Raw genomic sequence first — 12,729 nt, forward strand, 5'->3', positions numbered from 1 at the left:
GCACCACGGGTGTCCTGCCCTTCTCGCCCCAGGTGCGGCCGGTGACCTGATCGGAGCGGAGGCCGACCTGGTCGGCGAAGAGAATCTCGCCGCCGTCCCTCTTCGCCTTCGCCCGGATCGCCTGCCAGGTCTCCTCGTGCCAGCGGCGCACGGCCTGCGGGTCCTGTTCCACGGCCCGTTTGTCCGGACGCTGGAAGGACAGCCCCCATCGCCTCAGGTACTTGCCCACTCCGGGCTCGGTCAGCCGCACCCGGTACAGCTTCGCGATCAGCTCGCCGACCAACCGACGCGTCCGCAATTGTCCACTCAGCCCCATGTCACAGGGCCGGTGGTCGAGGATCGCCTGCCGCACGGCGGCCTGCTCGGCCTCCCCGAGCACCTGGTGCACGCCGACCGGCTTGCCCCGCGGCCGCATAACCAGCGCACCACGGCCGCCCGCCTGCCACTTCGCCCACCACTTGTCGACCGCCTTCAGCGACACCCCAAAGACCGCCGCCACGTCCTCACGGTCCCGCCCCGCCACCAACGCGGCCACCGCCCGCAGCCGCAGGGCCTCCTGCGCCGACGGCGACAGATGCCGCGCGTCCCCCACCAGATCGCTCACACCCCACCAACGACCCAGAACCCGAACCGTTTCGGATCAATAGGACACGGCCCAAGAGTTGGGAACCCCGGATACAGCGGCACAGTGGGCCGAGGTGCGGAGCACCTTCAAGGAGTCCCATACCCAGATGGTCAAGTCTGCCGAGGACTTCGGCGAAACGGCCGCAGAGCACCACTTTATCGCGGAGCGCTACCCGGACTTCAAGAAGCAACCACTGCTCGGGCCGAAGAACGGAAATGAGCAGTTCGATCAGGTCTGGACGCACGAGGACGGCCGCGTTGTGGTCATTGAGGCGAAGAGCAGCGTAAGACCAGAACTCGGCAGTCGGAGCCTTCCAGGCGCTCAACGAGTTTCCCAGGGCAACAAGGAACACTATGAAGACATAATACGAATCATGGGAAAGCGCGGCGAATATGAACTGATCGGCGCGATGAACAATGCACTGAGAGAGGGTGAGTTAGAAATACGTTGCCATCAAGGGTGAAAGGAATGCAGGGGCATATACTGAATACCAGTACCGACGGTTCGACATCAGCAGAGGAACCCTTCCGTGGCAGAAGTAATTAGCCGACACGCCATCCCTTCGGGCCCCGAAGCAGAAATTTTCGGAGCGCGCCTCGATGAGCACTTACGAAAGGAGATCGACGCCCTTGAAGAGTCAGCAGTGACAATTAGCAGCACTTTCAATACTGCCATCCTGGCCTTGCACGCCTACTGCGTGACCGACGCTCGGGCAGCCGCCGTGGAGACATGGGAATCCACGGTCAACGCCATGCAACTGGGGTCAGCACTGTTCGCAGTAACCGGCGCGGGCGAAAACGCCACCGAGTGTCGGATCAACCGCAAGCTGCGAACAATTCCACCGGTTGGTCCGATGTCGACAGCGAGCGCGGGTGCCTGGTTGTCCGCGTTCTGGCTGGCCGTCGTCTGCCGTGACCAGGAACGCATGACCCAGCTCAGCGAGATCCCGCTGGAGCGGCTGCGGGCGCCCGAGGGCTCGTACGACGACTACATCTACCACTGGGTCGACACCCTGCAGACCTGGTGGCTCCGCCGCCCCGGCCTCGCGGAAAAACTCACCGCCACCATCCAGAAATCCGACCCCGCCGTCGTGCGGATCGCACCCCTGGACCTCCTGCAGGGCCAGCTCTACCCGCCGATCAACCTCTTCTACCACTACATCCGCAACGACCGGGGAGGCTTCACCCCCGCCCTCATCGACGCCCTCAAGCTCCACAAGACCTACTGGACCCTCACCGAAGAACGCGCCACCGACATCGACGGCAGCATCGCCCTCGGCCCCCTCGCCATCGCCTGCCTTGCCCACGATGCCGGCTTCCCCCTCGGCATCGAATCCGACTACCTCCCCAAGCACCTCCTCCAGCGCACCTGGCTCGGCGAATTCCCCACCTGACCAGGCTGGCAACGGGCTGAGAGTGAGGACGCGCACGAGGGAGCAGCCGGCCAAGCACCTTCAGAGCCCGGCGCTCTCCAGCACGCCGTCCCGCCGCTTGCCCGACTACCGCGGTTCGTCGGGTCGTTCGAGCAGAGGCATCCCGGAAGCGAGTTCAGCGATCATGTCCGTGCGGCTCACCGCCCCGGACGGGCGGCCCTTCGGTTCCGCGGCCTCGAAGCCGGTGACCAACCCGTGCGGGAGGTAGTCGGTGTCGACAACCGGCCGCCAACCCTCGCGGCGATAGGCGAGGGCGGCCAGCGCAAGCGGCAGGAGCGGCAGGAGTGTGCTGGGCCAGCCCACCTGATGGGAGGCCGACTCCCTGTGTGCGAGCAACGACTTCGTCAGAGCCTCGTCGAAACGCGACCGGTCGCCGGCAGCGAGAGCCCGCAGGGCGAGGAGCGCGGTGAAGTGGTCGTGGTTCTCCGCATCCCTGTCGGCCTCGTCGCCCAGGGCGCGAGCGCGAGCCAGGGCCGCGTCGATCGCGGCGAGCTTCTGCTCCGCGGAGGGCGGGTAGTCGGCGTCGTCATCGTCCAAGTCGTCGAGAACGTACGCCATGAGCCCGGTGATGAGCTCAACAGTGGGGTATCCCTCACGGCCGTCCTGTACCGGCTGCCGGGCGAAGTGCAGGGCCTCGCGGTACCGTTCGGCAGTGCCGGCGAGCACCGCCAGGCAGAAGGCGCCCAGCCATTCGTCCGCGCTGACGTGGGCACGCGCTCCTCCCGCTTCGGCCTCGTACCCCATCCCGAAGTTCACGTAGTCGAGGAAGACGCTGAAGGACTCGTACGGGTAGTACGCGGCATAAGCCATGGCGCCGGTAGCAGCCTCGGCCGTGCTGTCGAGGACGAACTTGGCCCCCGGAGAGTCGAGACGGGGGTCCTCGACCGACAGCGCTCCCAGATGAGCAAGGAACTCCTCGGCGATCTCCCACCAGTCGCCGTTCGTCATCCGGCCCGCCTTGGACAGGCTCCGCACCCGCGACCCGATCCGGCTGGAGAAGTCCGTACGTGCCTCTGCTACCGCAGCATCACTGACCCGGTGCCGCTCCATTCGCACAAGATCGCCCCATATCCTTGCATTTCTGCGACTGCCTCCCTTGGATTACTTCTGTCCAGGCAGCCCGAGGAAAGCCCTACGGGCACCAGTATAGGTACGCCGTGGATCAGGTGAGACACTTCGATACCCGACAAGGAGGAGCGCTTTGCCAGTCGCCGCCTTCCGCACTTCTGTCCCTCGCGGAACGCGCCGGATTAACGCAGAACGCACATGAGCGCCGCACTGTGTACAGAGGTTGGAATACCGATGCGCCCACCGGGCCCTGAATCCATGCCATGAGGACGACCTTGATCTCCAGCACCCCGATCGCTCAATGGAATTGGGGCGAACGCGGACACAAGACCGATTTGACTCGCGAGGCCGCCCGCAGGGCTTCAGCCGTGCTCGAAGTTGCCGACCGCCACCACCTGGGAACACCGCACGACGGCCTGGTCTCCGTGAAGATTTACGAACAAGGAGGCAGGGGCGTCTTCGTCCAGCGGGAACACCCCGCCGACAGCGCGCTTGCGGATGTAATCAGCAAAAGCGCCGCGGCGGACGCCGTCAGCATGGTGGAGATCTTCACGTCATGCGACGGGGTCATCAGAACAGATGACGCCTCCCTTCCGACGGAAGGCATTTTCAACCTGGCCGTGGACGTATCCGAATACTACTTCAACGTATCATTGGCGACATTCTCAGATGCATGGATGCCGTACAATCTCAAGGGAGAAGACAATGAACCTCTATATCGACTGAATCGACCGCGTCTCGAGGAACTACTACGAGACATTTCTGCGGAACTCGAAATCGAAGGAGAACCCGGGGATGCGACCCGGCTCGGCATCGCAACCCATTGGGGAATCGAAAACCACTTCGAAGAAGACGGCCACGCCTCCGACGTTTGGAGGCGATTCGAGATTCCACGACGGAATGGCATATTCAGCCAGAATTCGCCATTCCATCGCACATACAGACGGGACGCAACCGGGCGTGTTCACTTCGTTCCCGTCCACGGCGAGGACGGAATTCTAGGCTATTTGTGGGCATCGGATGCCGAAAGTGCCGCAAGCTTCGAACCGTGCGACGATGCCGATCTCGCCGGCTACCGCGCAGGGTTGGTGTGGCTGGACGAGTTGCACAACGCCTTCGCTCGCGGATTGAGTCCGCTGGCAGCACTGGAAAGATGCAGACACACTCCTGTTGCCAGCGAGGCAGGACACATCGCGTGCGAGGCACCGGTCACCGAGGCCGAATTCTGGGTGATACGGAGGATGGCCAGTGAGTGACAAAGTCCGTCACCTTTACAAGGCAGGCTGATCACATCGCACGCTTCGATGCATCTGACACCAGCAAAGGGTGGAAGCCGCGCATATCGCCTGCGAACCCTGAAGCCGCCGCCCGCTTGATGGACTGGATGGCCGAGGATGCCGGCGGCTTCGACGCGATAGGGCTCGACCTGAGTGGCGCAGACCTCTCCGGTGCCGACTTCTCCCAGTCCTGGTTCACGGACGCACGCCTCGTCGACACCCGGTTGGCCTCTGCCACGTTCTATCGAGCGGATCTCCAGGGGGCTGACCTCACGCGAAGCGACCTGTCGCATGTGTCCTTCGTGCGCGCGAACCTCGATGACGCCGTGCTTCGCAGGGCCGTGCTGGACGGTGCGGATTTCGTCAAAGCATCGCTCTACGGAGTCGACGCCTCCTTTGCCCGCTGCCGTGGCACACGCTTCATGGGCGCTTCCCTGCTCGGTGTCAACCTTTGCGGCGCGGATCTGAGTCATGCGGTTCTGCGGGAGAACACCTTCAAGGTGAGGTTGGACGCAGACACCATGGTGACCGGAATGACCGGCTCAATGTTCGGGCCGGTGGAACTCGTCGGCGAAGGCATCCCACGGACTGTCGGCGGGACCGCACTTGAAGAGTGGATCAGAGGCCGTGGCGGAGACGTACGCGTCCTGGAACGACGCAAGCCCTGAAAGCTGCCGCCTGACCGCGCGCTCCGGGTGTCCGAGGGAGGGACTTCCCATCCCTCCCCGCGGCTCGTACGGCGCGGCTGCGGCGCACCTGGGCCGCCTTGTCCGCTGCGGTGGAGATCACCAGCCCGGCCCCGGTGGCGCGGTCGCCCGTCGCGCACCCCGCCCGCCATGAGGCCGTTGCGCACGCCATGCAGCCGGGGCCGGGCCCATTCCGTGGACACGTGCGGGCGCAGGCGCCCCGCCCACCACGTGCAGCCCCCGTGCGGCAGGCCCCCACACACCAGCGGGGGGGGGGGGAGGGGGGGGGGGGGGTTCGCCCCGCCCGCTGCCTGCCGCAAGCGGCGTCCGGTCAGACGCGGCGGTGGCGGCCGTAGTACTCGCCGGTGGTGCGGTGGAACTCCGAGTCACCCACGTGCTTGTCCTTGTCGAACTCCGGGGAGTCCTTGATCTGGTCCTTGGTGAGGTCGACGTAGACCTTCTGCTCCTCGACGTCGATCCGGTTGACCGTGCCCGCCGGGAGCAGGACGTGCTTGCCGAAGATCCAGACGCCGGTGTCCACCACCAGGTACGAGGAGCCGACCTCGTCGGAGTGCTTGTCGACCTTGCCGACGCTGCCGTCGGTCGCCTCGACCTTGTAACCGGTCAGGTCGGCTCCGGCGGCGTAGCCGGTCGTCGGCTGGTAACCCCACAGGTTGTCACTCATGACGGACTCCTTCATTGTCGTGGCACAGGTGCTTTCGTAAGGATGGAATCGGGATTGCGTACCCGATTCTCCGGAAGGCGTGTCAGTTCACCGGGTCCGGATATAAAAGGGCGGGCCGCACGTGCGGCCGGTCCTTGCTTCTACCAGCGGTACCAGCGGCCGCTGCCGCCCTTCGGCCGGGCGACGAAGCCCACAAGCCACAGGACGAGAACAATGGCCGCGATGATCCACAGTGCCTTCACGGCGAAGCCGGCACCGAAAAGGATGAGCGCGAGAAGCAGGACGAGAAGCAGGGGAACCATGATTATCAACCTCCGATCAAGCGGTTGCCCTGCCATCTCCAGGTCATGCGAAGAAACCCGTCGTTTTTTGTGAGCGATCGGGGGAAGTAGAGGGGCCCCGTTCGCGGCCGTGCGCCCGTCCGCGTGGCTCCCCGGCGCGTGCGCGGCAAACTCGGGTGTTTGAGATCGCCGACTCCGTCGAGGCTGTGGTAGACAGCCCAAGCGGTGCGGCCGGGCCTTCCGCGCGGAGGAATCGCCTCGCACCGCCGCAACCGCAGCCGAACCGGTGGTGGCCCCCTATGGGCGAAGTGGACGCCGACCTCGATGACGTCCGCGAAGTCGCCAAGGCGCTTCGCGGAGTCATGGAAGCCCTCGAGACCTTCTGGGCGCAGACCCCCGAAGCCTCCTCAGCCATGCCTGGGGCGAGACCCGCCTCGGCGTCCCAGCTCCGTGCCATGTACGTGGTGGAGGGGCAGGAGAGCATCAACCTGCGGCGGCTGGGCAGCGAGATCGGTGCGGCACCCTCGACGGCGAGCCGGCTCTGCGACCGGCTGGAGGCGCTCGGTTACCTACGCCGCTCGTCGAGCACCACGAGCCGGCGGGAGGTCACCCTGCACCTGACCGCGCTGGGGCGCGCCTGCCTGGAGAGGGCGCGGGCCCAGCGCGAGGAGAGGTGGGCGGAGGTGGTGCGCCGGCTCACCCCGGCCGGGCGGGGGCGGCTCCTCGAAGGGCTGGAGGAGGTACGCGCCGCGCTGATCGCCACCCGCTCCGCCTGCTCGCGCACACCGGAGGGGGCGGGGGACCCTACGCGCCGTTCCGCGCCCCCGGCGCCGGGCGCCTCCCCGGCGCCCCCGCCCTCGGAGGACTCCGCATCGCGCTCCGCCTGAATCCGCGACGACACGGGCGGGGCGGCGGACGACGCCGACGGGCGGCAACGGCTACGGGGACGGCGGCGAGGCCCCGCGGCCCGACCCGCCCCCGAGGATTGCCGCCGGGCCTGCGGGGCACACGCCCACCATGCAGGGTGACGTCGTACAGGGTGGGGCTCGGGGCGCAGTCCCCTGCCGTCGGCGGGTACGCGACCCCCGCCGGGTCGGCCGACGACTTCGTCTGTTCTTCGGCGTGGCCACGGCGACCATCGCCTCCCTGGTGGTCCTCACCGTCGCCGTCCCCGGCACCCCGGTCAGCCTGACCGTGATGCTGATGCTCCTGCTGGCCGGCGCGGCGGCCCTGCTGCTCGGAACGTCCTGGGCCCTGTGGGGCGAGGCGGCCCCCGCTTCCCGCCCCGGCACGGGAAGCGCGACCTGACGACCCCGGCCGCCGGGCCCTGACTCCCCCGGCCCCGTGCGCGTGGATCTCGCCCGAGGGCGGGCCCGCCGTACGTGGTCGGCCGACAGGCCCGCCCGGCCCCCGTGCCGTACGCGTAATTCGGTGGAACCGGTCTCCCGGCCGTTGTTACGGTGCTCGCGCCTCCGCCTCCGGTGCCGACCGCGGGCGACGTTCGGGCGCTCCGCGCTCTGGAAAGAAGTTGATGTATGCCCCGGTCAGTGATCCCGAGCCCCCCTCGCCGCCACGTCCGCGCCGGGGCGACCGGACCTGCCCGTATGCCGTTGGTCGCGGCTTCCCGCTGACCGGACCGGTACGCCGTACGGCCCGTCCTCCCCGCCTCCTGCCCGGCGCCCCGCGCTCTCGCGCCGGGTAGTCGCGAGGGCTGCTCGGTACTCCCCTGCTGCTTCGTACCTCACCTTCGGCAAGGAGTATCCGGGTGTCACACGACAACCCCCAGCACCGCTCAGCCATGTCCTTCATCGACACGTTCACCTGTGTCCGCTGCGGGTTGACCGTCACCGCGCACGCGCCTGACGGCAACCGCCGCAACCACTGCCCCAGTTGTCTGCACTCCCGGCACGTCATCGACCACGTCGAGGGCGGGCCGTCCGACTGCGAGGGCCGGATGACCCCGATCTCCATCGCCGTGCTGCGCACCGGTGACTGGATGGTCGTCCACCGCTGCACCCGCTGCGACGAGTTGACCTCCAACCCGGTCCGCGGGGACGACAACCAGCTCATCCTGATGCGGATGGCCGTACGGCCCCTCGCCCAACCGCCGTTCCCCCTCGAAGCGTTCGGTGACCTGTGAACGGGCCTCGGACTCTTCCGGTGAACAGGACAGGAGGCGACCATGGCACGGCGTAGCTCCCGCGCGTCCAGGCAACCCCGCCCCCAGCGGCCCAAGGACGTGCTCCACGGTCCGGCGGGGGTACGGGGTGACGCGTTCCGGTGCGTGGGCTGCCGGCTCGACGTGCCCCTCGCGGCGCCGGGCACCGCTCACCGCAACCACTGCCCGTCCTGCCTGGCCAGCCTGCACGTCGACCGGCGGATACCGGGCGACCGGGCGGCGGAGTGCCGCGGCCGCATGGCGGCGCTGAGCCTGTCGGTGCGGCAGGACGGGGAGTGGACGCTCATCCACCACTGCCTGACCTGCGGCGAACTCAGCGCCAACCGCATCGCGGGCGACGACAACGCCCTGGCCCTGATGCGGCTGGCCCTGCGCCCGCTGGCGGACGCCCGCGTCCCGGTACGGGCGCTGCTCGCGCTCTGATACGACGGGGAGCCCGGCCCCGGTCCGGGCTCCCCGCTCTCCGCTCGGGCCCGAGCCCCGCCCCGTCACGCAGGACGGCGGGGCGGGCGGGCCAGGCGGTGCTCCCCCCTTACGGGCGCAGCCGGAACAGGCCGGACCCCGTCGGATGGTCGCCCTCCGAGCCGTCCGGAATCCCCAGCCGCAGCCCCCGGCTCCGGGCGACCCGGTGGACATCCCGCAACGAGTGGACCAGGGCCACCGCGACATGGCGGACCTGGACCGACGTGGCGCGCTCGTCGTCGAGCAGGTCGTCGGCGTGGTCGAGGAGTTCCAGAGCCATACCGAGCTGGACCGCCTCCACCTTGTCGGCCGTGCGCGAGATGCGTCCCGAGCCGTTGCCGACGACGTAACAGGGCTTGCCCTCCACACCGGCCCACGGGAGGAGGCGCGCGGTGTTCGGGGGATGTTCATTCATGAGGGGGTCAACTCCGTGAGCAGAGGGATGAATTCTTCGCTGTGTAGCGATCCATTCACAGAGTGCGAGCGACACGGCTAGGCTCGCCAGAGGGGTCGGGGTGACATCGCGTTCGTCGCACGGGAGTTAGCTGTGAGTAATACCTATGGCGCATGGTTGAAGGCTCAGCGGGTAGCGGCCGGGCTGACCCAGCAGGAGCTCGCGGACCTGGCCCTGATGACCCGGTCGCACATCTCGCATATCGAAGCGGGACGTCGTATGCCGAGCGAGGAGGATGCCCGTCGGCTGGACAAGGCGCTGGGCACGGGAAATGTCCTGGCGACGTTCCGGCCTCAGGAGGACGGTCGTTCGGTCGCAGAACACTTCGAGGGGGCCCGGAAGCTCGAAGAGCAGGCGACGTTCATCTGCGAGTTCGCCGTCGCCTTCTTTCCTGGAATCCTCCAGACCCGCCGGTATGCGGATGCGGTCCTGGGGACCGCCTTTCCGCCGTACGGAGACGAGGAACGTGACGCGGCCGTAGTCTCACGATTGGAGCGGGCGAAGATCCTGGAGCGCCCCGCCTCTCCCGTAGTCTGGGCGCTTCTGGACGAAGCCGTTCTCCGGCGAGTGGCGGGGAGCGCGGACATCATGGCGGAGCAGATCATGCACGTGGTGCGTCTGGCAGAGCGTGGCCGCATCCGCGTCCACGTACTGCCCCTGGGTGGGCCCGTCTGCACGCTGCACCAGAGCATGGTGACGCTGATGCACTTCGCGGACCAACCACCGGTGGCTTACTCCGAAGGCACGAAAGTGGCCAAGTTGCACGATGCGCCGCACTTGGTCGAGAGAATTCAGGGCGCTTACTCTCTGGCCATGAGCGACGCGCTGTCCCTCTCCGAGTCGCTGAACGCGCTCAGGGCAGCGGCAAAGGAGTACGGATACCGTGACTGAACGCACCCGCCCGCTCGCCGCCTGGCGGAAGTCCTCGTACAGCAGCCCCGACAAAGACAGTTGCCTCGAAGTCCAGGACCACCACCCCACCGCCGTCCCCGTCCGCGACTCCAAGGTCCCCGGCGGGCCCGCCCTGCTCATCCCCGTCGGCGGCTGGACGTCCTTCGTGGACGCGGTCAAGCGCGGGGCCCTCTCCGCCTGACCCGGAAGCCGGGCGGAGAGGACACGCGGCAGGCGGCGCGAGGACCGGCCGTCACGCCCCCACGTACTGCGCCAGGTGCTCGCCCGTGAGCGTGGAGCGCGCGGCGACCAGGTCGGCCGGGGTGCCCTCGAAGACGATCGTGCCGCCGTCGTGGCCCGCGCCGGGGCCGAGGTCGATGATCCAGTCGGCGTGGGCCATGACCGCCTGGTGGTGCTCGATGACGATCACCGACTTGCCGGAGTCCACCAGCCGGTCGAGCAGGCCGAGCAACTGCTCGACGTCCGCGAGGTGCAGGCCGGTGGTCGGCTCGTCGAGGACGTAGACGCCGCCCTTCTCCCCCATGTGCGTCGCCAGCTTGAGCCGCTGGCGTTCGCCGCCGGACAGGGTGGTCAGGGGCTGGCCCAGGCTGACGTAGCCGAGGCCGACGTCCGCGAGGCGTTCCAGGATCCTGTGCGCGGCCGGGATGTTCGCCTCGCCCGTACGGAAGAACTCCTCCGCCTCGGACACCGACATCGCGAGCACCTGGCTGATGTCGCGGCCGCCGAGGCGGTAGTCCAGCACCGACGCCTGGAACCGCTTGCCCTCGCAGTCCTCGCAGGGGCTGGAGACGCCGGCCATCATGCCGAGGTCGACGAAGATGACGCCCGCGCCGTTGCACGTGGGGCAGGCGCCCTCGGAGTTGGCGCTGAAGAGGGCGGGCTTGACGCCGTTGGCCTTGGCGAACGCCTTGCGGATCGGGTCGAGCAGTCCGGTGTACGTCGCCGGGTTGCTGCGGCGCGAGCCGCGGATGGGGCTCTGGTCGATCGAGACCACGCCCTCGCCCGCCGGTATCGACCCGTGCACGAGCGAACTCTTCCCGGCCCCGGCGACACCGGTGACGACGGTCAGCACGCCGAGCGGGATGTCCACGTCCACGTCGCGGAGGTTGTGCGCCGTCGCGCCCCGGACTTCCAGCGCGCCGGTCGGCTTGCGGACCTCGTCCTTGAGCGCGGCCCGGTCGTCGAGGTGGCGGCCGGTGACGGTGCCGGAGGCGCGCAGCCCCTCCAGGGAGCCCTCGTAGCAGACCGTGCCGCCCGCCGTGCCGGCTCCGGGGCCCAGGTCGACCACGTGGTCGGCGATGGCGATGGCCTCCGGCTTGTGTTCGACGACGAGCACCGTGTTGCCCTTGTCCCGCAGCCGCAGCAGCAGGTCGTTCATCCGCTGGATGTCGTGCGGGTGCAGGCCGATGGTGGGCTCGTCGAAGACGTACGTGACGTCGGTGAGCGAGGAGCCGAGGTGGCGGATCATCTTGACGCGCTGCGCCTCGCCGCCGGAGAGCGTGCCCGAGGGCCGGTCCAGCGAGAGGTAGCCGAGGCCGATCTCCACGAAGGAGTCCAGGGTCTGCTGGAGGGCGTCGAGCAGCGGGGCGGCCGAGGGCTCGTCCAGGCCGCGGACCCACTCCGCCAGGTCCCGGATCTCCATCGCGCAGGCGTCGGCGATGCTGATGCCCCGGATCTTCGAGGAGCGGGCGCCCTCGGTGAGCCGGGTCCCGTCGCACGCGGGGCAGGTGGTGAAGGTGACCGCCCGGTCCACGAACTCGCGGATGTGCGGCTGCATCGCCTCCCGGTCCTTGGAGAGGAACGACTTCTGGATCTTGGGGATCAGCCCCTCGAAGGTGATGGTCGCGCCCTCGACCTTCACCTTGGTCGGCTCCCGGTGGAGGAAGTCCCGCATCTCCTGCTCGGTGTACTGCGCGATGGGCTTGTTCGGGTCGAGGAAGCCCGACTCGGCGTAGGTCCGCACGGTCCACCAACTGTCCGACTTCCAGCCGGGGATGGTGAACGCGCCTTCCGCGATCGACTTGGAGTCGTCGTAGAGCTGGGTGAGGTCGATGTCGGAGACCGTGCCGCGCCCCTCGCAGCGGGTGCACATGCCGCCGGTGCGGCTGAAGGTCGCCTTGACGGCCTTCTTGTCGCCGCGCTCCACGGTGATCGCACCGCTCGCCCTCACCGAGGGGACGTTGAAGGCGAACGCGCCGGGCGGGCCGATGTGCGGGTCGCCGAGCCGGCTGAAGAGGATGCGCAGCATGGCGTTGGCGTCGGTGGCGGTGCCGACCGTGGAGCGCGGATCGCTGCCCATCCGCTGCTGGTCGACGATGATCGCGGTCGTCAGGCCGTCGAGCACGTCCACCTCGGGCCGCGCCTGGGTGGGCATGAACCCCTGGACGAAGGCGCTGTACGTCTCGTTGATGAGGCGCTGGGACTCCGCGGCGATCGTGGCGAACACCAGCGAGCTCTTGCCCGAGCCGGAGACGCCGGTGAACACCGTCAGCCGGCGCTTGGGCAGCTCGATGCTGACGTCCTTGAGGTTGTTCTCCCGCGCGCCGTGCACGCGGATCAGGTCGTGGCTGTCGGCGGCGTGCGGCGTGGACGGCTGGGCGTTCGTCGTCGTTCTCGGAGCCATGCTCGTCGTCTCTCCATAACTGGTGCGCTCACGGGGGCGCGTAAC

Annotated in this window: 16 protein-coding genes; 10 read left to right on the top strand and 6 right to left on the bottom strand. The window is 68.2% G+C overall.

The features are described from left to right. The coding region (locus tag ACZ6EJ_RS07165; protein WP_469265140.1) for a winged helix-turn-helix domain-containing protein at window positions 1-604 on the bottom strand (604 nt) is incomplete at its 3' end. A gap of 127 nt (window positions 605-731) precedes the next feature. Between ACZ6EJ_RS07165 and ACZ6EJ_RS07170 the strand changes: the two genes are divergently transcribed. Continuing rightward, window positions 732-1,088, top strand: a complete 357-nt coding sequence (locus ACZ6EJ_RS07170) for a hypothetical protein (protein WP_469265141.1) — start codon at window positions 732-734, stop codon at window positions 1,086-1,088. A 258-nt stretch (window positions 1,089-1,346) separates the two neighbouring features. Beyond that, the gene (locus ACZ6EJ_RS07175; protein ID WP_469265282.1) at window positions 1,347-2,018 is read left to right on the top strand and encodes an immunity 49 family protein; all 672 of its coding nucleotides are present in this window, start codon (window positions 1,347-1,349) and stop codon (window positions 2,016-2,018) included. A 105-nt stretch (window positions 2,019-2,123) separates the two neighbouring features. Here the strand turns inward: ACZ6EJ_RS07175 and ACZ6EJ_RS07180 are convergent, their stop codons facing one another. Then, the gene (locus ACZ6EJ_RS07180) at window positions 2,124-3,107 is read right to left on the bottom strand and encodes an Imm49 family immunity protein (RefSeq protein WP_469265142.1); all 984 of its coding nucleotides are present in this window, start codon (window positions 3,105-3,107) and stop codon (window positions 2,124-2,126) included. A gap of 293 nt (window positions 3,108-3,400) precedes the next feature. Here ACZ6EJ_RS07180 and ACZ6EJ_RS07185 point away from each other — a divergent pair, with 293 nt between their 5' ends. Both ACZ6EJ_RS07185 and ACZ6EJ_RS07190 read left to right on the top strand, forming a co-directional pair. Further along, window positions 3,401-4,381, top strand: a complete 981-nt coding sequence (locus tag ACZ6EJ_RS07185) for a hypothetical protein (RefSeq protein ID WP_469265143.1) — start codon at window positions 3,401-3,403, stop codon at window positions 4,379-4,381. Beyond that, window positions 4,378-5,070, top strand: a complete 693-nt coding sequence (locus ACZ6EJ_RS07190) for a pentapeptide repeat-containing protein (RefSeq protein WP_469265144.1) — start codon at window positions 4,378-4,380, stop codon at window positions 5,068-5,070. The genes ACZ6EJ_RS07185 and ACZ6EJ_RS07190 overlap by 4 nt, the downstream gene beginning before the upstream one ends. Window positions 5,071-5,419: 349 nt before the next feature. Here the strand turns inward: ACZ6EJ_RS07190 and ACZ6EJ_RS07195 are convergent, their stop codons facing one another. Further along, window positions 5,420-5,773: a PRC-barrel domain-containing protein gene (locus ACZ6EJ_RS07195; protein ID WP_469265145.1), complete on the bottom strand. Its 354-nt coding sequence runs from the start codon at window positions 5,771-5,773 to the stop codon at window positions 5,420-5,422. Between the two features lie 140 nt (window positions 5,774-5,913). Continuing rightward, on the bottom strand, window positions 5,914-6,075 hold the full coding sequence (locus ACZ6EJ_RS07200; protein ID WP_469265146.1) for a DUF5670 family protein: 162 nt from the start codon (window positions 6,073-6,075) through the stop codon (window positions 5,914-5,916). 278 nt (window positions 6,076-6,353) lie between these two features. Here ACZ6EJ_RS07200 and ACZ6EJ_RS07205 point away from each other — a divergent pair, with 278 nt between their 5' ends. The 4 genes from ACZ6EJ_RS07205 (at window position 6,354) to ACZ6EJ_RS07220 (ending at window position 8,656) form a co-directional block, all read left to right on the top strand. Further along, the gene (locus ACZ6EJ_RS07205) at window positions 6,354-6,941 is read left to right on the top strand and encodes a MarR family winged helix-turn-helix transcriptional regulator (protein WP_469265147.1); all 588 of its coding nucleotides are present in this window, start codon (window positions 6,354-6,356) and stop codon (window positions 6,939-6,941) included. Between the two features lie 235 nt (window positions 6,942-7,176). Further along, entirely contained in the window at window positions 7,177-7,362 is a 186-nt protein-coding gene (locus ACZ6EJ_RS07210) for a hypothetical protein (protein ID WP_469265148.1), read from the top strand. Between the two features lie 490 nt (window positions 7,363-7,852). Continuing rightward, window positions 7,853-8,194, top strand: a complete 342-nt coding sequence (locus tag ACZ6EJ_RS07215) for an RNHCP domain-containing protein (RefSeq protein ID WP_469265283.1) — start codon at window positions 7,853-7,855, stop codon at window positions 8,192-8,194. A 42-nt stretch (window positions 8,195-8,236) separates the two neighbouring features. Then, window positions 8,237-8,656: an RNHCP domain-containing protein gene (locus tag ACZ6EJ_RS07220; protein WP_469265149.1), complete on the top strand. Its 420-nt coding sequence runs from the start codon at window positions 8,237-8,239 to the stop codon at window positions 8,654-8,656. A gap of 109 nt (window positions 8,657-8,765) precedes the next feature. Here ACZ6EJ_RS07220 and ACZ6EJ_RS07225 read toward each other — a convergent pair whose 3' ends face one another. Beyond that, window positions 8,766-9,110, bottom strand: a complete 345-nt coding sequence (locus ACZ6EJ_RS07225) for a hypothetical protein (protein ID WP_469265150.1) — start codon at window positions 9,108-9,110, stop codon at window positions 8,766-8,768. 132 nt (window positions 9,111-9,242) lie between these two features. Here ACZ6EJ_RS07225 and ACZ6EJ_RS07230 point away from each other — a divergent pair, with 132 nt between their 5' ends. Both ACZ6EJ_RS07230 and ACZ6EJ_RS07235 read left to right on the top strand, forming a co-directional pair. Continuing rightward, window positions 9,243-10,040 (top strand): helix-turn-helix domain-containing protein, encoded by a 798-nt coding sequence (locus tag ACZ6EJ_RS07230; RefSeq protein ID WP_469265151.1) that lies wholly within the window; start codon window positions 9,243-9,245, stop codon window positions 10,038-10,040. Beyond that, window positions 10,033-10,242, top strand: a complete 210-nt coding sequence (locus ACZ6EJ_RS07235) for a DUF397 domain-containing protein (RefSeq protein WP_469265152.1) — start codon at window positions 10,033-10,035, stop codon at window positions 10,240-10,242. Before ACZ6EJ_RS07230 ends, ACZ6EJ_RS07235 begins: the two co-directional genes overlap by 8 nt. A gap of 51 nt (window positions 10,243-10,293) precedes the next feature. Here the strand turns inward: ACZ6EJ_RS07235 and ACZ6EJ_RS07240 are convergent, their stop codons facing one another. Next, window positions 10,294-12,684 carry an ATP-binding cassette domain-containing protein gene (locus ACZ6EJ_RS07240; RefSeq protein ID WP_469265153.1) on the bottom strand — a complete coding sequence of 797 codons (2,391 nt, stop codon included), beginning with the start codon at window positions 12,682-12,684 and terminating at the stop codon, window positions 10,294-10,296. Between the last annotated feature and the right edge of the window lie 45 nt (window positions 12,685-12,729).

The organism is Streptomyces sp. NPDC041970 (genome assembly GCF_055588985.1).

Excerpts from the sequence above, each read along its gene's own strand:
- ACZ6EJ_RS07180 (WP_469265142.1), bottom strand. The coding sequence starts at position 3,107 with ATGGAGCGGCACCGGGTCAGTGATGCTGCGGTAGCAGAGGCACGTACG.
- ACZ6EJ_RS07220 (WP_469265149.1), top strand. The coding sequence starts at position 8,237 with ATGGCACGGCGTAGCTCCCGCGCGTCCAGGCAACCCCGCCCCCAGCGG.
- ACZ6EJ_RS07200 (WP_469265146.1), bottom strand. The coding sequence starts at position 6,075 with ATGGTTCCCCTGCTTCTCGTCCTGCTTCTCGCGCTCATCCTTTTCGGT.
- ACZ6EJ_RS07240 (WP_469265153.1), bottom strand. The coding sequence starts at position 12,684 with ATGGCTCCGAGAACGACGACGAACGCCCAGCCGTCCACGCCGCACGCC.
- ACZ6EJ_RS07195 (WP_469265145.1), bottom strand. The coding sequence starts at position 5,773 with ATGAGTGACAACCTGTGGGGTTACCAGCCGACGACCGGCTACGCCGCC.
- ACZ6EJ_RS07225 (WP_469265150.1), bottom strand. The coding sequence starts at position 9,110 with ATGAATGAACATCCCCCGAACACCGCGCGCCTCCTCCCGTGGGCCGGT.
- ACZ6EJ_RS07215 (WP_469265283.1), top strand. The coding sequence starts at position 7,853 with ATGTCCTTCATCGACACGTTCACCTGTGTCCGCTGCGGGTTGACCGTC.
- ACZ6EJ_RS07170 (WP_469265141.1), top strand. The coding sequence starts at position 732 with ATGGTCAAGTCTGCCGAGGACTTCGGCGAAACGGCCGCAGAGCACCAC.
- ACZ6EJ_RS07205 (WP_469265147.1), top strand. The coding sequence starts at position 6,354 with ATGGGCGAAGTGGACGCCGACCTCGATGACGTCCGCGAAGTCGCCAAG.